This window comes from Psychrobacter maritimus (assembly GCF_029953575.1).
Taxonomy (GTDB): Bacteria; Pseudomonadota; Gammaproteobacteria; order Pseudomonadales; family Moraxellaceae; genus Psychrobacter; species Psychrobacter maritimus.
The window spans coordinates 1,209,790-1,227,933 of record NZ_CP124526.1 but is presented as its reverse complement, the minus strand read 5'-3'; the positions used below and the strand labels follow the sequence as shown (position 1 = coordinate 1,227,933).

12 protein-coding genes are annotated in these 18,144 nt (G+C 42.0%); 2 read left to right on the top strand and 10 right to left on the bottom strand.

What is annotated here, in order from left to right:
- Positions 1–61 precede the first annotated feature (61 nt).
- The 7 genes from QJS82_RS05145 to QJS82_RS05115 form a co-directional block, all read right to left on the bottom strand.
- Complete coding sequence (locus tag QJS82_RS05145) at positions 62–751, bottom strand: DUF4276 family protein (protein ID WP_281491462.1); 690 nt, start codon at positions 749–751, stop codon at positions 62–64.
- Positions 748–1,857, bottom strand: coding sequence for an AAA family ATPase (locus tag QJS82_RS05140; RefSeq protein WP_281491461.1), 1,110 nt, complete (start codon positions 1,855–1,857; stop codon positions 748–750). Before QJS82_RS05140 ends, QJS82_RS05145 begins: the two co-directional genes overlap by 4 nt.
- The gene (locus QJS82_RS05135) at positions 1,858–2,844 is read right to left on the bottom strand and encodes a DUF3644 domain-containing protein (protein ID WP_348651556.1); all 987 of its coding nucleotides are present in this window, start codon (positions 2,842–2,844) and stop codon (positions 1,858–1,860) included.
- A gap of 1 nt (position 2,845) precedes the next feature.
- Positions 2,846–6,286, bottom strand: a complete 3,441-nt coding sequence (locus tag QJS82_RS05130) for an Eco57I restriction-modification methylase domain-containing protein (protein ID WP_281491459.1) — start codon at positions 6,284–6,286, stop codon at positions 2,846–2,848.
- Positions 6,286–9,750, bottom strand: coding sequence for a BREX system P-loop protein BrxC (gene brxC, locus QJS82_RS05125; RefSeq protein WP_281491458.1), 3,465 nt, complete (start codon positions 9,748–9,750; stop codon positions 6,286–6,288). The genes QJS82_RS05130 and brxC overlap by 1 nt, the downstream gene beginning before the upstream one ends.
- A gap of 74 nt (positions 9,751–9,824) precedes the next feature.
- Positions 9,825–10,370 carry a BREX protein BrxB domain-containing protein gene (locus QJS82_RS05120; RefSeq protein WP_281491457.1) on the bottom strand — a complete coding sequence of 182 codons (546 nt, stop codon included), beginning with the start codon at positions 10,368–10,370 and terminating at the stop codon, positions 9,825–9,827.
- A complete protein-coding gene (locus QJS82_RS05115; protein WP_281491456.1) occupies positions 10,363–11,142 on the bottom strand; it encodes a hypothetical protein in 780 nt (259 codons plus the stop codon). The genes QJS82_RS05120 and QJS82_RS05115 overlap by 8 nt, the downstream gene beginning before the upstream one ends.
- A gap of 469 nt (positions 11,143–11,611) precedes the next feature.
- On the opposite strand from QJS82_RS05115, the gene QJS82_RS05110 reads away from it, so the two are divergent.
- Together QJS82_RS05110 and QJS82_RS05105 are read left to right on the top strand one after the other, a co-directional pair.
- Positions 11,612–12,622 (top strand): carbon-nitrogen hydrolase family protein, encoded by a 1,011-nt coding sequence (locus tag QJS82_RS05110; protein WP_281491455.1) that lies wholly within the window; start codon positions 11,612–11,614, stop codon positions 12,620–12,622.
- 496 nt (positions 12,623–13,118) lie between these two features.
- Positions 13,119–14,333, top strand: coding sequence for an IS256 family transposase (locus QJS82_RS05105; protein WP_281491454.1), 1,215 nt, complete (start codon positions 13,119–13,121; stop codon positions 14,331–14,333).
- An 836-nt stretch (positions 14,334–15,169) separates the two neighbouring features.
- On the opposite strand, the gene QJS82_RS05100 is transcribed toward QJS82_RS05105, so the two are convergent.
- The 3 genes from QJS82_RS05100 to QJS82_RS05090 are packed head-to-tail and all read right to left on the bottom strand — an operon-like array spanning position 15,170 to position 18,016.
- A complete protein-coding gene (locus QJS82_RS05100; RefSeq protein ID WP_281491453.1) occupies positions 15,170–16,573 on the bottom strand; it encodes a replicative DNA helicase in 1,404 nt (467 codons plus the stop codon).
- The gene (locus tag QJS82_RS05095) at positions 16,570–17,166 is read right to left on the bottom strand and encodes a hypothetical protein (RefSeq protein WP_281491452.1); all 597 of its coding nucleotides are present in this window, start codon (positions 17,164–17,166) and stop codon (positions 16,570–16,572) included. Before QJS82_RS05095 ends, QJS82_RS05100 begins: the two co-directional genes overlap by 4 nt.
- Positions 17,123–18,016: a phage replication initiator YdaU family protein gene (locus tag QJS82_RS05090; protein ID WP_281491451.1), complete on the bottom strand. Its 894-nt coding sequence runs from the start codon at positions 18,014–18,016 to the stop codon at positions 17,123–17,125. The genes QJS82_RS05095 and QJS82_RS05090 overlap by 44 nt, the downstream gene beginning before the upstream one ends.
- Positions 18,017–18,144 lie beyond the last annotated feature (128 nt).

Genomic DNA, 18,144 nt, shown 5'->3' with positions numbered 1-18,144 from the left:
TTAGCGCTGGCTCGTACTTCTTTGCCTGGTAAATCAATAAGTTTCATGATATTCCTTAGGGTTAAGTATTACTACTTCCTACGACAGTAATACTTTCCAACTGCTTTAACCAATTATCAAACAATTCGCACTTTTGGCGCATGACATCTAAACCAACTTCTAAAGCGCCAAGCGTACCCATCAAAGGTTTTTCGTATCCTCTTATCAGACTTTCTATTCGCTTACTTGGGGAAGTCTGAGGGCTATTATTTATATGCTCAGGACTATCAAACTGCTCAGCTATATCAATCAAATTCTGACTCAGATGCTCATTACTAATACCTCTAGCAAATGCAAGAGGATCACTAAATAACAAAGCTTCAAATTCATACATTTGTACAAAAGGAATAAAGCGACGCATAGCATCATCACTAATTAGTCGTGTGAGCTTTGTAGTCATTGCATCTTGTACCCTTGTAGCTTTGGTAACTATATCAACTTGGCTATCATGAATATCTTTACCTGGAAAAGATTGTGGCAAACCGTAATAATCGAAAAACGTAGTACAATATGCCGTTTTTTCATTAAGTAAACGATTTTTTACGTCAGCCTGTAAACGATCGAACTTAAAGTTACCGCCTTTATGTCCTGGTCTACCTACCAACGCAGGCACGAGTAATAAACCTTTTGCTAGAAATATAGGAACCAATAACTCTTTGACAAACATCTCTTCAGTCTGTCCTTCACAAATTATATGAACTCTAATCATCATGAAGGTCTCCCGCCTAGGATATTTTTTTGCCAGAGCTCGCCAATTGTGTAATCCTCAAGCCAGCTGGCAAAATTATCCTCATCTAGGCGTTTGACGACCGTCCCACTGTCTTCACGATCCACAACGATCAGGTCTTCAATGTTAAACTCATTCAGTAATGCAACTGACTGGGTTGAGACGATCACTTGCATACGCTCAGCAGCTGAACGTAATAAGGCTCCTAACAAAGTAATAGCATACGGGTGCAAGCCAAGCTCTGGCTCATCAATCACCAAGGTAGAAGGCGGATCAGGCTGTAGTAGCGCCGCAACCAAGCAAATGAAACGAATTGAGCCATCGGATAGCTGACTAGGCCAGAGTACATAATCACTATTTTTTTGTCGCCATTGCAAGTTGATCTGCTGTTCCTGCGTTTCCAACTCACGTGGTTTGAATACAAAATCATCAAACACGGGGATTGCTAACTGTATAGTACGACGTATCTGCTTCAACACCTGAGGATGCTCTGATGATAGATGATACAAGTAAGCAGCCAAATTCGAGGCATCAGAGAACAGATAATCATTATCTTGTACTGATCCCCAGCGTTTAACGCCAGCAGTGTCACTGGTATCGTGGAAATGAAAGACCTTCCAGCTAGCTATAGAACTGTAGCAGTAATCAGCTTCACTACCTTTACTGGATGACTCATAGCGATGCTTGAGTTTTGCTTCTTTATGTCCAGAACCTAAAGATATCCACTTCTCGCCGTATAACGGCCCCTCAAAATAAAGCTTTTCTTTGACGAAAGAGAAATTTCCTTCAACTGTCGATTCAAGTTCGAATAGATATCCATTTAACCCAAACTCAATAAAAGACTGCACTCTTTCAGTTTCTTTTATACCATAGCTAAGAATACGATCAGCACCGCCCTGTTGGGTTGTCCAATGCTGCAAACCGCCTTCAACCATCTTGCCTAGCATACGAAAATAATCAACAAAATTACTTTTACCTACGCCATTTGCCCCGATAAACACGTTTAGCGAATTTAAGCGCAATCTATCCAAGCTTTGGATAGACTTGAAGCCTTTGATGGTTAAGTAATCGATAGATTTTTCTGTGCTCATTTAGCTACCACCTTTATACTTGCTAGCGTTGTCTTTACAGTGTTTTCTGACTTTATTTAACCAGCTTTCATACCAGTACCAAGTATTTGCAACCTCAACACCAAACCCTTTATGAGATTCTTTTGCTTTTTTGGACTGCCATAGAGTTGTATGATGGTGCATTTTAAACTTCGAATAGCCTTCTTTTTGTATTATCTCGACGATTTTAGAGGGTAAATACTTATTCTTTTCAGTCTCTTTTAGATAAACATAGTCCTTATTCACTTTCTCAGCTAGTTCAGAATCCGCTTTTACAAACTCAATGACTTTGTCAGCCTGTCCACGTTTATTCGCTGTTTTTTGGACGAATAACACCCTGTAGGAATAACTTGGGTTATCGAATTCCTTGTCGCTAAGAACACTGTCAAACTTCTGTATGTAACCCTTAATATTAGCTGGCAAGTCAGCTTGTTCCTCTAGCATCTCCTTTTGCTCAATGGATATGCTAGAGAACTGCAAGCTAAACGATAGGTGTTTTTCAATTGAATGCTCATCACTAAATAGCTTTTTTATGTATTGGTTATAGTTAATAGCGCATGCTTGAAACCTAGCACTTAAAAGATCGTCAATTCTAGTCGTCATTTGATGTTCTATTTCATGTCTGAGCCCTATTAGGAAACGCAAATTATTAGAAGCATTGTTATCAATAGGTGAGTTTTTGTCGCTTAAGCAGCGCTCAAGCTCCCAATACTTATAGGCTCCATGCTTAGTTTTGTCATATCTTCTTGATTTACCAACTTCTTTATAATATCTATACTCAACCCCTTTCCCTCTGTAGTACGCATGCATCAAGTAAGTCCAAGAAATATTCATTAGCACAAGATATGATTCGGACTTAAAAGTAATATTCGGATTATTAAAAATCTGGACCGCAGCAAGTGCGGCCTCTCGTGATTTGTGAATCAGTTCATTCCTAATTGAGCCAACGCGTCTCGTCCTTTTTTCCACTTTAGCCCTCTCTTGCCTTGCGCTTTATCATCAAGCTTAGATGATGGTCATTAATCCGATCACCCTCTTTGCCTTCGTACTCTAAACCTAGTGTATACCAAGGTGCAGACTCAACATCTTTACCACGGTCTTTGGTCCATTTTACATTAGGCTTCCAACGCAACACGCCAGCATCTTTTTTACCGACATCACGAGCTTTCATAAATGGGCGTATATTTAAGCGTACACCATCGTTAAGATCAGGATTCCAGCCGATAGGTTGTTCTGTTAAGGGTTTCCAACGTACAAAGATATCGTAAGGTGCTTGACCCTCAAGGATAGCTTCGAGCTCGCGCTTAAGTGCTTCAGCTGCTGCAAGACGTTCCTGTGCGCCGTCTTCACCACTAGCCACGCCGCTTTGCTGAGTGCGAATCCAGTCGCCTAAATAGGTATAAATCAATCGCTCAAGGCCTGCTTTGTCTAGCATATGATAGTTGACCAAAGCGCTAAAGCCATCATTTAGACCGTCCCAGATGTGCCAGATAAATGGCCGATGTTGAAACATCTTACAGTGCTGCTCAAAGAACTTATCACGTAGCCATTGGTTGAGAGACTTGCCACCTACCATTTCTAGCAAGCGATTTTTTAAAGGTGTAGTCCAGGCATCACCGTAGGCTGCTTGCAATAGAGCCTCGAGGCGTTGATCAGCTGCCTTTTCACCACGCACTGCTGGCAAGCAAACGATCCCGTCGTCATCAGTAAATTGGTTCAGCTCTTCGCTACGCTCAACCCACTGTTTTTGTTCAACAGCTAACTCCATTTCGTTATCAAGCTCAGCTGGCCATTGATAACCTAATAAGCGAACAACAGCGACTTGTAGCACAGTATCATCTACTCGTAGTTCACTATTCGCTGTCCATTTAGTTTCTTCATCCCAAATCACTGAGCCACATGGATGACCATGGAATATCCACTGGGTGGGATCATTAGTATATGGCTCTGGTAGTCCATTAGGGTATTGTTCTTTGGCTACGGCTGTCCAGTATTCGAGATCGAAGGGAATCTTGACAAGAGTTGCATTGGTAACATTTTTCTTTTTATCGATTTTTCGCACTTCGTCATGAAAGTCAGGGCTAGAGCAAAACGCCCACACTGCTGGTAGATCAGAATTATCGCCCGGAATTATCGCCGCACTTGATTGGTCGTATAGTTCTCCATAATAGAGCGTAGCGGGAAGAGTACGTGTTTGTCTGATAGCAACGCCTTTTTTACCCCATGCTTCTCTACCTTTTATATAAGCTAGAGGGGAAGTCTGCAGCTCACCTTTTCCTTGTTCCCACCTTAAAATGCCTTCTCTACCTGTAAAGTCTGAAAAAACTGCACATGGTAACTGAAAGAAACTCCAAGTAGGATTAGGCCATTGAATCTCATGAAAAAAAAGAACAAACTTTGGCGTATCTCCGTTCTGAAGACCAACATAAGAGCCAGCACGGGTTGCTAGCAAAGGATTTTTAGAAATCTCAAACAATCCTATTCGAAAATCTGGATTTGATAACTGGTCATATTGCAAGTAAGTCTCAACGACCTTCGATTTCAAACTCTCATTTTTTTCAACGCTCCCTTTTTCCTGGGTTGCATTTATTCCTAAATAGAAACTTTCGTGACTGGGTTGTTTTTTAGTAAGCGAAATTAAAGCTGTGAAAGCTCCGGCAGCCTGGTTACTTTGAAAAGCATGCTCACCCAGATCAACCAAACTATTCCAAGTTACGCTCTTCAATAGATCTTCTCGAACTTTTTCATATGATTTCAAGAATAACCATTCGTGTGGAGTAACTGCCGTTAGAGTGCCTCCATTTGCAAGCATTTCTTTCAAGCGCAATATAAATGCTGTTGCAAGATTTGTTTTTCCTGAAGGGAAATTCTCTTCAATATAATCCTGAATTTTTAATTCTAACTGCTTTGTCTCTTTAAATGGAACATTAGTAGCTATCCATTGATATTTCTCAACAAGTAACTTTGCTGCTTTTGCCGTCCCTTGAGCAACAATACCAAGCTCATTAGCTTCAAAACTGTCTTTTACTGCAAGAGCTTTATCAAGAGCAGACTCGACCACAGACCAATTCACCTCAAACAAAGAGCCTTTATTTAAACTACTCTCTGGCTTGATTAAACTACCAAGAAGAGGGGCATTATTGAACTGCTCATACAAAATCTCAAGAACCAATCGGAGATTTTCATCTTCTCGGGCTAGAGTTAGCCACTCCTTTTTCTTTGCACTCATCGACAATCCACTACAAGCCAAATGCAACTCTGGTAGCTTGCGATATCCACCACCATCTTTATATCGCCAGGCTTCTAGAGCTAGGGCAAAGACTGCCAATTCCACACAGCGCTGATCTAGCTCTAGTCCATGTAGGTTCTCACTGAGCACCTTATCAATGGCTTGTTGTTCCGTTAAACCCTCAAGCTGCATACGCATTGGCACAAGCATGAGGAAGATAGCCACTAAAAAGTGACCAGACCCGCAACATGGATCTATGGCTTTAAATTCACTGAGATCATCTGGCCAAGCATCAAAGGTGCCTGAAGCTGGTTGCCACTGTTTGGTAGTCTCATCTCGTACAAAGCGTAGGTATTCAAGTGATACGCCTTCAATAGCCGCTTTGTCACGTAGCTCTTGCTCGCTGCTGGCATGTTGCCAATCACTATCAGTTAGTCGCTTACCAGCCCACCAAGCGCCCAAGGCATTATCAAGCAAGAAGCTAACCATGTAAGGTTCGGTAAAGAGCTGAGTGACTGGTGACAACTCATCAGCACCAATTTTTACTTCAGACTTATTCACTTCATCTTTACGCTTGCTTTGCCAAAACTGATAGACCCAGCCGAGGCTATCCTGAGCTTGGAATGTTTCTAAGGATAACCCAGTGACGAGTTGCTCTAGACTACGCTGATGCTCAGGAGCAAATTCCAACTCAAACACTGGCGAGTCAATACGGAATATCTGCGGCAACATCTTAGATGCCAACACGCCTGCCAACTCCCAACCGCTGGCACATTGTCGCTCTAAATCATCGCGAGCTGTATCAGAGTCTTGAGCCAGTTCATTACATTCATCTAAGCTTAATGGAGTGTGCTCGTCATACATGAGCAAATTGTTTTGCTCAAGGAACCGAGCAAATAACATACGGTGCCAGTGTTCATAGGCCATTTCGGTGACCAGTTTATGAGTAGCTTGTTGACCGTTAGCTTGCTTAATATCGCCCAGTTGACGACCACGTGCACGCAAGCGAGTGCGCAACTTGCGTTGCTCATCATTTAAATAATCAGCAGGCTTGGCATCGCCCACACCTAGACGGTTGAGTGCTTGAGTTGCCGCTAGCTCAGCAATATCACGGGCTTTAATGACTGTCGCCTCTAACGTGCGACGTAAAGCTTTATCAAGAGGTTGTCGAGTTGTCATCATTAGAAAGTCACCGGTCCATCACTAAGCTTATCGAGAATTTGAGTTTTAACTTTCGCTAGCCAGGTATTGACGTCTTCCTCTGTCTCAAAAGTCGATCGTGGTAGCGTAATACGCTGTAATTTGGGCTGCAATCTCTGTACCGCATCCATCCGCGCATTATCAAACTTGCTGGCTAGAGCGTCGGTACGGTCTCTCCATTGCTCTAGACTAACCTCATTCAGTGCCTCGATAATTGAATCAGCATTATTTAGAGCGGGCTCATTAAACGTCGTTAGCTTGAACTTATTAAGAATCTCATTTTTCTGAGTATCATCTAGTTGCTGCCAATGGCTATCAGCTTCCAACTGAGCCAAATTCTTGGTATGCTGTTCGAGGTAACTATCCACACGATACTGTACAGCTTCCCGTAACTTATCAACCAATTGCTTACTAAGGCTAGTAATTGGATTAGGCTCGTCTAATAACGAGCGATTGGCTTCGATGGCACTTACTTCGGCTTGAATATCAGCTTGGAATGACAGACCCTGACTCTGGTCTAATAAATCTTTTAACACAAACCAATCGGGTCGTCTTTTTTGAATCTTATCAGCAGTCTCAGCCCATTGTTGGAGTGACTGCTTGATGGCATCTTGCTCATCTAGAACATATTTTAGCTTAGCGTTACCAGATTGTTGGGCAATCTCGTCAAACAAATGATGACTTGGTCGCTCAGGAAAAGGAGCATCGCCACCTGCTTCTTTGGCCAATGTACGACCTCTATCTATTAGTAAATCTAGTTTAGCCGCTTCCTCACCAGGCTGGCACGCAATACCACTAGCACTAATTAAGCCGCGTATCTTAATCATATCTACTGGACGAATAGTAATACTTTCTGGTAGAAAATTAGTTTGACCAATTTGTTTACGTTCTAACTCTTTTACAGAGATGGGATGGTTACCATTACCTTTAGCAATGAGAATACCACTAGCCAATAATGCATATAGAGCGCCGTCGATAGTATCTTGCGGCCAACCATAAGGAGCGGCAGAAAAATAATCTCGAATCTCACTACCCTTTTTAGATACACCTATATAGCGTTTGATCTGTGCGCAAACCGGATGCTGTTCAGGCTCATCAGAGTAACCCACAGCTTCTAATGCATTCTGTCCACCATCTTTGCGAGCTCGATCATAGACCTTGCCCCATCCCGTATTATCCGCGACATCAAACTCACGATACAGACGAACCAATGAGGCTTTAGCAGCAGTCTCAACACGCTCTGCAATACTACTACCTTCAACTTCACTACCACCAGCTTGTAACACTTGCACGCCAGCAAAGATCTCACTTAATAGAGCTTTGACTTGCTTTTGTGCGTCACGGTGGCGGGTTTCCATGGCACTACGAGCATCCGTACCAGCGTCAGTATTAGGAATACCACGCTTCTCTAGTGTCGCAAATGCGGCATTCTCTGTAATGATTGCATTGGTTAATTCAGAGCGGTTACGCGCAGGAATATAAACAAAGATTGTAGACTCGCCAGGCTGACGACGACGGGCTTCAGATATAAAGCTTTTTTCATCGAGGCTCCAACCGTCCTGTATCCACACATAGATTTTTTCACTGGCATCACTTGGCAGCTCTAAATCGAAACTAACAATCAGCTGGCGCATCTCATTAGACTTACCTTGAGTCAAACGAATCTTGCTAATATCCTGGCGAATAGATTTATGCAGCAAGTCCACGCGTATATTTTCAACGCGTTGCATGTTGCCACGCAGATCTGCTTCCTCCTGGCGTAGAGTGTCATACCACTGAGCACTTTCTTGAGTTTGTAGTCGATACTCAGATCCTACGCTAGTCTCCATAACCATCAGTAGGCCTTCTTCAGTCAACTCGTTTAGTAACTGAGGCACAGCCGTACGGATCGCATCCTTCCCGTTATTCAAGTCTTCTATCAGCAAATCAGCAAGCATATCAGAGGTCGCTCTTACACCACAGTCAGCTGCTGGATCAGTAGGTAATTTCCCAATCAGCAAGACCAAAGCGAGTATACGAGACTTAAGTTTGTCATCAGCATCACCTGCAGAAAAACGACCAATGGTTTCCGTGATTTCCTTAGAGATTACGCCTGTCTGTAGAAGATTCACTGATATTTGATCATAAATAAAGTCAGCTGGTACCACATGACCTAACGGCTTATCTGCTGTAGCCTGAGCTGCTTCGTGAATGACTTTGAGCTGATTACGTAGCTGAGAAACTGTACCTGTAGTATCTACAATACGTAAGACCTTTTCCCAAAAGCGCCGGCGTACCGGCAATAATGGATAATCAGCCAATAAGACTTTCTCGTCTTCACGGTGATGTTCAATTTTCGTACCTCGTAATTGCCGAGATATTTCTCCTAGGTGGGACTGCAACATTGCCTCTAGTTGAGGTTTAACCGAGGCTTTCTTCTGTAAGATAACTTTGCGGATAACCGACTCAACATCAGTATCAGACAGCTGTACAGGAATCTGGAAGCGACCAAGCAAACGTTGTAAGTTTGCCATTCCCGACAATGCGCTTTGACCAGTGGCAACAAATAGCAATTTACTTTTAAATTTAGAATGTTTGCAGCAAGTCTCAACCATTTCTTGGACTTGATGTGCTTTTTCAGCATCAGTACCAATATATTGTTGTACCTCATCTAATACAATCAGAGTTAGTGGAAAGCTACCATCTGATGCCAAAGCATCATAAATTGCATCTACCATCTGTTGGTTAGTAACATCTGAGGCAATGGGATACTGGTCACGAAAAAGCTGACGTACCTGTTTAACATCATCACCAAACGTATTATCTTCTTCCAACAATGCTCCAGCAATACTACGAGATACATAAAGATCTTCTAACTCATCTTCCCAGCGATCTCCTTCATCCTCAACCCGTGCTTTAATGCTTTCGAAAATACCTTTCTTCTTAAGCCATAGTACAAAACGAGCCTGATGATACTGTTCTGGGAGCCCAACAGATTTAAATATGATATTAAGTAGCGCCATGCGCACATTATTATTTGCACCCGAACCAAGAGTTCCAGAGGCAGCATGAAGACCACCATATCTATTGGCAACACTATTTAACTCTTTGAGTTGATCTTTAATTTCTTGTGGGAGATCAGCAATATCTCGCGCCCTAGCCCCATCACTGAATTCTTGGTTAATCCAGAAAGCCCTAAGCATTTTTGCCAGATGCGATTTACCAGAACCAAAAAAGCCAGATATCCAAACTCCTGGCTGCTCATGATCACTGTTTAAGTTAGTTAGATATGCAGATAAGATTTTATCCAATCCAGCTTCGTACTCACCATCACAGACAAATGTCTCTATCTCATAACGTAATGTTTTAAGAGCCTGAACTGACTGGTCATCCTTTACTTCCGCAACACCATTGTTCTCCAATCGGTTCAGAGTAGGATCTAACTGATAAATTTCACGGTTCAACATTATTGCAAACTCCATTGCGCAAATTGCGCTAATCTAAATGAGATAGGCATATCTATTATTAGTATGTATTTTTATTAATTTTCTGCTGTAATCGCTGTAGCTTGATAACCCCAACCATCACGAGCATCTAACAGTCGGTAAGTATTATCAACATACTCTCCTGGAAACAGTACCAGTAGACGACCAGGTACATGGAGGGCTAACTGCTTTACAAAATCAGATACCGAAGCAAGGCCAAATAATGTCCCACACCCTACTAGTGCAACTAAAGTGTTTTCATCGGCTTCATTTTGAATACGCTCTGCTAACAACTCCACAGACTGTCGAATAAAAACCTTGTATTTAGATTTCAAAAACTCTGGATCTTCAAAATAATCTTCACGATATTTTTGATTTGCCATCCATTCAGGGAACAAGCGCGTTATATCCAACTCTAGCCATTTATGTTCTGCATTTTCGGTTGCTAAACGAAACTCTTCTGTACGCGCTCGCAGCTTCAGCTCATCTTCTTTGTGGTAGACGGCAAACAGTACACGCTGCTCATCAGCCAAACCTTTCATCCAGGGAATACTAATATAGCTAGAATAGCTTTGAATTAAACGGTTCAGTCGATTACTCATATAGCCAGGACTCCTCTACTTCATTTAAATAGTTAGGAAATGTCACTTCCATCACCTCACTGGAATGCTTAAAATCAATTAAACCACTGTAGCTCGCCTGCCTTGCCAGCTCAACTAAACGTTCTTGGCGACAGTTGAGCATTTTAGTCCACTCAGTATTGAAGAGCCGGTTTCCGGTTGCTCCCTGTAGATAGCCGAGTAATAGAGCAAATGCTACATTAACCGGTCTAACATCGGGCTCAGCTCGATGCTTTTTGTTACGACCCTGCAAATAACCTGCGTTTGTCCAGGTACCGTTAACGTTTTGTGCTAAAGATTTGAGCGACGCTGCACTGAATCGATCAGGATACTGATCACTAATAGCCTGTTCCATATCCTCTCGTGGCAAATGCTCGCCTAATTGCAATGACAATATCTTGGCTTTAGACATCTCTAATATGGGATCCCGCGTCAATGCCATTTGACATGCCAGCAAAGCGCGTGCACTAGCATCACTCTCCCATAACTGTCGAAAGATTCTAAAAAGAGGTACTTCTGTATTCATACCATACAGATCTACAAGATGTCGCCAAGTCAAGGTTCGCGACTTACTGGTAGGCTTGTGTAAAACATTAGCCTGCTCAATATCATCACGATAATCCTCAGGTCTGGCATTAGCAGGCTGTCCATCGAATAGTTGTGTCAGCTCTGAAAACATCATGGTGCGTGCTGAATGCGCACCATTTTGGCCAAATTTAAAGCCGAATTTTTGTTGATTTTCTTGTTTAGTCATTGCTTAAAACTCAAATTCTGATTGAAAAATAGAAGGCTTCGCGATATACCAAGTTAGAGTCAGACGGTTTATCATTGTGGTTCTATATTACAAATGCTAAAAAGCAGCTGTCAAAAGCTCTTATTAAATATATTTATCATTATGACTTATTGAGATTTTACACACACTGTAGATTAATCGATTGATTGTATCTGATAGCCCTTATTTTTAAAAGCCAAAGCTCCTTCTTCATACACAAAAGTTAAGTGATATTCACATGTAAGGTGCAGTATTTTCATGGTGCAGTATTTTCATATAGGTACGCCACTCTAAACTTAAACAAGACCTTGAACTTACTAGCTTAAAATCAGTTTCAAGGAGGTCAGCGGTTTACAATTCCATTTAAATCAATAACTTAAAAATTAAAATTGAAAGTGGGGTAATGGATATATGCTAGTATGGCCTTAAAGGTTAATCAAAGGAGATTCTAATGAGCGAAGCAACGCAATCGATCAAAGCCGCAGCCATCCAGTTCGAAGGGGTGCCCGGCGACGTTGGCGAAAACCTCCGCCGTTTGGACAAAATGATTGCCGAAGCCGCTAGTAAGGGCGCAAAGCTCATTGGAGTGCCGGAGTTCGCAACCTCGCCGCTTCCATTTCGCACCGAAGTACACCAAAGCGTCTTGGCGCCCAAAAACGCTGCTGTCGACATGTTCAAGGCAGCCGCAAAGCGGTATGGCTGCCACATCGGCGGCTCGATGCTGATCGCCGAGGGTGACAACATCTACAACCGTTACCACCTGTTTGAGCCCAACGGCCAAATCCATTTGCACGACAAGGACCTACCTACGATGTGGGAAAATGCGTTCTATGGCCCCGGCAACGACGACGGCGTCTTCGAAACGAGTATTGGGCGCATGGGAGCAGCGGTCTGTTGGGAGCTCATCCGCAATCAAACCGCCCGCCGACTAGTAGGCCGTGTCGACGTCGTCATGACCGGCACTCATTGGTGGACGCTACCGCGCAACTGGGGCAGCCTCGTCGACCGAGCCTTCGGTCCGTTGACTCAGTACAACCGATATCTGTCCGAGAACGCGCCTACCGAGTTCGCCCGCCGAGTCGGTGCACCAGTCCTGCAGGCTTCGCATTGCGGATCGTTTCGCACCGACTTCATGCTCATACCGGGTATGGCGGTGACCGCACCATATGACACTCACTACGTGGGTGCGACACAAATCGTCGATGCCCAGGGCCGTGTCCTGGCCTCCCGTAACACCGCCCAAGGTGCTGGAATTGTCTTCGCTGATATCGAGATCGGGGCACAGCAGCCCGCCGAGCCGATCGACGAGGCGTTCTGGATCCCCAAACTGCCGTTAGCCCTGCGCACATACTGGCATCAGCAGAATATTTGCGCCAAGAGTTACTACCGTCGTATCGGTCGCGAGGCTGGCCTTGAGGCTGCCAGAAGTATTCAAGGCCAACAGGTTGGCGTAAACCAATGACTCATGCAGATACAGTCCATGGAGGCATCTTGATTTTAATGGCTGTACCTATGAGTATCACAATATAGGTACAGCCATCACATATTTTAGTAGTATAACGATACCGAACAATAACAAGAAAGAGGTGCCTTCTAGGTAGCCGAAGATAGTGAGATTTTTTAACGTAGTGTCTTGCTCTTTTACTCTCTGTGTTTGACATAATGTCGTCCTAAAAGAAAGTGTCAACTCGTTTTAGGACGGGACATCTGTACTTTGCATTCCATAAATAACTCGGAAACCCACCTTTTCAGTTTGAATTGCTTATTTGAAGTTGAGAGTGAGGTTATAGGTATAAAAACATAAGAGATATTCCGTTCGCTATAAGACCAATATATTTTCACTAAGGTGAATATTTAGTAGTCTGACAATCGGTAGCATGGTAGTAGTATAGTTGAAGCAAAGGGAGTTTCCCAAACTTTGTGTAACTGCTTATAATCCACTAACAGGAGAATAAGCAATGACTACTCAATCTGACATTAAAAAACTGGCCGAGCAAATGGCTGGTAGCATGAAAAGCTTTGATGACATCAAAGACTTTCAGAAGCAGCTCATGCAGTCGTTTATCGACACTGCACTAGAAGCTGAGATGGAAGACCATCTCGGCTATCCCAAGCATGAAAAGGCGGATAAACCTAATAAGCGTAACGGACACACTAAAAAGACCGTCCGCAGTGACACAGGCGATCTTGAGATATCCACCCCAAGAGACCGTCATGGTGACTTTGAACCTACACTCGTGCGCAAGCATCAAACCCGTATCTCAGGTCTCGATGATAAAATCATATTCCTTTACGCCAAGGGTCAAACCACCACTGAGATCGTAGAGAGCATTAAAGAGCTCTACGATGTCGACATCTCAAGTAGCTTGGTTTCGAGAGTCACTGATAATATCTTAGAGGACATCACTGCCTGGCAGAACAGACCGCTGAGCAGTGTTTATCCTATTGTCTATCTAGACTGCATCGTCGTCAAAGTACGTCAAGATAAGCAGATTATCAACAAAGCCATTTACTTAGCGCTAGGTGTTGCTCTTGATGGTAAAAAAGAGCTGCTTGGTATGTGGTTATCAGAGAATGAAGGCGCTAAGTTCTGGCTGGGCGTTCTCACTGAATTGCAGAACCGTGGGGTGCAGGATATCCTCATTGCTTGTGTTGACGGTCTAAAGGGCTTCCCTGATGCTATCAACACCGTTTATCCCAATGCTCAGGTTCAGCTGTGTATCGTACACATGGTGCGCTATTCAATGAAGTTTGTGCCGTGGACGGATAAAAAGGCCGTAGCGGCTGATTTAAAGGCCATCTATGGTGCTGATACGCTTGAGATAGCAGAGGCCAACCTTGAGCACTTTGATGAGGTATGGGGCAAAGAGTACCCGCATGTCATCAAGTCTTGGCGTAATAACTGGGAGGGCTTAACGGTGTTCTTTGAGTACCCGAAAGACATCAGAAAAGTGATTTATACCACCAATGCGATTGAGTCGCTAAACAGTGTGATTCGTACAGCGGTAAATAAGCGTAAGGTGTTCCCGTCTGATCAGGCGGCATTCAAAGTGGTGTACTTAGCCACCCAGCAGGCGTCTAAAAAGTGGTCGATGCCGATTCGTAACTGGACGTCTGCTCTTAATCGTTTTATGATTATGTTTGATGATCGTATCAGTAAGCATTTAATCTAAATGGCAGTTACACAGAATCTGGGATGGTCTCGAAGCAAATGTCATCAATAGAACCGATGATAAACTACTAAAGTCACTCTATCCCGATGAGAGTTACTTAGCTAATGAAATTATTTAGCATGGCATTAGTGACTGTATCGTTTGGCTGATTAAATTTTGCTGCTAGCCCCCTAACCATTAAAATACGCAATAACATCTCCAAAATTCAAGCATAAAAAAATCCCACTTCACATAAGTAGGACTTTAGCAGTCATTTTTATCTAAGTTTAAGCGCTTACGAAAACCAAAATTTAAACGGCATAAACAAATCTTCTACTTAAATATTTATGCGATGTTGACCAATAAGTTGTATCAAGGACATATAGTTCGATCTAAAAACCCTCGACATGTATGTCTACTTTGTTCTGTTAATACTTATTAATATAACAAATCTTGTTATTCGAGCTATAAAATTATAAATTTGAGTCTATTCTGTAAAAATTAGAGTGTTTTGGAGTTTATATAGAGTATCTACGACGGGCTTTATAGCTCTATATTGGGAATAGCTAACTCTATAAAATCACGATAGCTTTTCTGATGTAACAGAGGTTATTACCCATTTTTAGTTATGTTATAAGCAACTGTCATAGTTACTTATAACATAAATTTAAAACACCTTCTTATCGATTGGCTCGCAATCCATGCTTGCCATTTTCAGATATGTAAACAAGATTGATTACAACTCATTATTTCCTTTTCATATATAGCAGCATATAGGGCGGTTAGACTTACTATTAGCTGACACACTGTATATATAGTAGTTTTTATTAGACTCGCAAGCTGAATTAATAGCACCATTACGTATAACCGTACTGCTTATACCCCTCTTCGACATCATGATTGATGAAATTAGTAAATCTTGAGTATTCGCCTTCAAAACCTAATCGTACGGTACCAACCTCCCCTTGGCGGTTTTTAGTAATCAACACCTCAGCTACACCTTTATGTTCTGTCTTATCGTTATAGACTTCATCACGATATAAAAGCATGATGATGTCAGCGTCTTGCTCAATATTACCTGAGTCTCTTAAATCTGAATTGATAGGTCGCTTGTTAGGCCGATCTTCAAGCTTGCGGCTTAGCTGTGATAGTAAAATGACAGGGCAATTAAAATCTTTAGCGATTTGCTTTAAGTTCTTAGTGATAAATCCTATTGATGACACCTTATTATTTTCATCAATGCCTCCCATATACTGCAAGTAATCGACAACAATAACGCCGATCTCGCGCCCTTGATTTTTCATTTTGTTCAGCGTGCTACGCATTTGCTGAAATGTTAAAGCGCTGCGGTCATCAATCACTAAGTCAAACTGCTCTGCTAGTGGAACTTGGTACTCGCTACCGTCATCATTTCTTCTGTCGTAAGATAAATCTGCTATTGCGTTTTGAAGCTGCACCCACTCGTCTTCACCAATCCCTTGACCACTTCTTACTTTGCTCAATTCAACAGTAGCTCTTGAAGACATAAACCGCTGCATAACTAATTCAGCTGTCATTTCTAATGAGAAGAAAATGCCAGTCTTTTTAGTGTCACCTACTATGTTTACTGAGACACTCATTGCAAATGCACTTTTACCCATACTAGTCCGTGCACCTACAACTACCAAATCACCGTTTTCGATGGGTGCTTTAGCATCTAAATCAAAGAAACCTGTTTTAACAAAAGGCGCGAGACCTGATCTTGAAGTTATGTCAAGCTTATCAACAAAGTCTTTTATTAAGCAACTAACCGTACGCGGGGTTTTATTTTTCACCTTCTCACCTTCCATCACGTCTGTGAGCTTAGATACCATGTTGTTAATTCCATCTTCTAAATCGATATCTTTAGTCTGCACCATGAGATTAGCGTCATCTAATACCGCTTTTGTAGCTCGTAGCTTTGAGTAGTAACGTATACGCTCACAATGAGACTCAAGCTGAAATAAGGTTGCAGGGCTACTAGCAAGAATATCAGCGATGTAACTATCCCCGCCTACCTCGTTTAAGTCGCCTGTTCGCGTTAGGCGATCAACCAACATCACAGCGTCAATATAATCACCTTTATTATGCAAATGCTTAATAGCATTAAAGATAACTTTATGCCTGCCAGCGGCAAAATCATCACTATTTATTATCTCTTCAACTCTCTCAAAGCATTTTTCAATGCTCATTAAGGAGGCTAAGACCGCTTTCTCAATATCGATGTTGTGTAAATCTTTCATAGTAGATTCCTTATATTTTCTAATGCTGCTTTTGCAATCGATGATTGGATCTCTAAGCTGTTATTTGTGTGTTCTAAAAGTTTATCAAAACCTTTCTTGACAGGCACGGCACCCACAATTTTCTCGAATTTAGCGCTATCTTGATAGTGTTCTTCACATACCTTTGCATAAATCGACTTCCATTTCTCAAAGCCGCTGTACTTGTCCTGATTCACTAAACTGTAAAATCCAAAGCGCTTGGCAGTCTCATAGCAAACAACGTGCATGTAATTATCGTTAGCCGCTTCAATGTAAGCTAAGTGGGCGTTAGGATAGCTATCCTCTTTACTACCCCTCACTAGATTTACGAAATCTGCTGGCGTGCTGGGCGGCCACGCTTCTTTTGTAGATAATGCAAGTGCTAGGTTAAACTCATCATCGGTAATCTCTAATTGCTGTAATGCTATTACCCAAAGCTCAATGGTTCTCAGGTCATACTGATCTTCTTTTATCTTTGTAGTAAAGACCCGCTTCCAATCTGAGAACAGTCTAGCGACCGCGTTTACAGTGCTAACAGACGGTTCTAATAGACTGTTGATTTGATTGCTGTCCATACTTAGCATCGATTTCCGCTTGCACTGAGTCAAAGTAGTTAGCTGGTGATTGTTTGCGTCCATAATTATTTCCTTGTTTTGTAGTTCTCATTTGATTAACTGCTGGTTCGAATACATCAGTCCAACCGTTCACTATTGATTTCTCTATAGCAGCGCTGACATCCAGACCTTTCTCATGCCAACTAGTGAGCTTCTTGATTAACAGCTTGCACGCATACTTGGTAGCAGGTTTTTTCTTAGTCACACGCATATCGTTGTAAGCAAACCATAGTTCATCATTAATAAAATAAGGAATTAGATAATTATGTGCTGAGAACTGTTCATTAGCAGACTTAGAGTTATGTTTAGTACTACTTTTAACAGCAGTCTTTATATTCTTATTACTAGTACTCTTATTAATACTAGTATTCTTATATGTCGAATTTATTTCCGAGTTTTGGGGTGTTTTCTCGGATTTATTTCCGAGGGAAGTCGGATTTATTTCCGACTTTCTATCTAACTCGGAGTTATTTATGAGTTTTGAGTCGCCGATAGCTGTGCCTTTTACGTTCCATGTTTTACCCTTTTCGGTAAAATTAACTAAGTCTCTTTTACCTTGTTTGATGTGGTTAATAATGCCTTTACTAGCTAGAACTTTTAGCGAACGATAAACGGTATCAGCTTTACTATAAGCGACTGGAATTTCATTGATGACTTTATTACGAGATACCCAGTAATAAACTTCGCCATCCACAACATCAGCATTAGCCCAACTAGAAGCTTGATTGATTAGATCAACTAATGCACCTTGAGCTAAACTTATCTGCCACTCCTGGCATTTGACCGCATTGATAGAATGTGTATATCTCATGGGAGTTAACCTTGTTTTGTTTTATTAGTAATCATTGTTTTTCAAAGCGCCCCTTTGATTTTTTTCATTACTAACAACAAAGCTATGGAGGTTTTTTTATAGGTATAATCAAGTAATTATCGCTATAA

Excerpts from the sequence above, each read along its gene's own strand:
- QJS82_RS05145 (WP_281491462.1), bottom strand. The coding sequence starts at position 751 with ATGATGATTAGAGTTCATATAATTTGTGAAGGACAGACTGAAGAGATG.
- QJS82_RS05140 (WP_281491461.1), bottom strand. The coding sequence starts at position 1,857 with ATGAGCACAGAAAAATCTATCGATTACTTAACCATCAAAGGCTTCAAG.
- QJS82_RS05130 (WP_281491459.1), bottom strand. The coding sequence starts at position 6,286 with ATGATGACAACTCGACAACCTCTTGATAAAGCTTTACGTCGCACGTTA.
- brxC (WP_281491458.1), bottom strand. The coding sequence starts at position 9,750 with ATGTTGAACCGTGAAATTTATCAGTTAGATCCTACTCTGAACCGATTG.
- QJS82_RS05120 (WP_281491457.1), bottom strand. The coding sequence starts at position 10,370 with ATGAGTAATCGACTGAACCGTTTAATTCAAAGCTATTCTAGCTATATT.
- QJS82_RS05115 (WP_281491456.1), bottom strand. The coding sequence starts at position 11,142 with ATGACTAAACAAGAAAATCAACAAAAATTCGGCTTTAAATTTGGCCAA.
- QJS82_RS05110 (WP_281491455.1), top strand. The coding sequence starts at position 11,612 with ATGAGCGAAGCAACGCAATCGATCAAAGCCGCAGCCATCCAGTTCGAA.
- QJS82_RS05105 (WP_281491454.1), top strand. The coding sequence starts at position 13,119 with ATGACTACTCAATCTGACATTAAAAAACTGGCCGAGCAAATGGCTGGT.
- QJS82_RS05100 (WP_281491453.1), bottom strand. The coding sequence starts at position 16,573 with ATGAAAGATTTACACAACATCGATATTGAGAAAGCGGTCTTAGCCTCC.
- QJS82_RS05095 (WP_281491452.1), bottom strand. The coding sequence starts at position 17,166 with ATGGACAGCAATCAAATCAACAGTCTATTAGAACCGTCTGTTAGCACT.
- QJS82_RS05090 (WP_281491451.1), bottom strand. The coding sequence starts at position 18,016 with ATGAGATATACACATTCTATCAATGCGGTCAAATGCCAGGAGTGGCAG.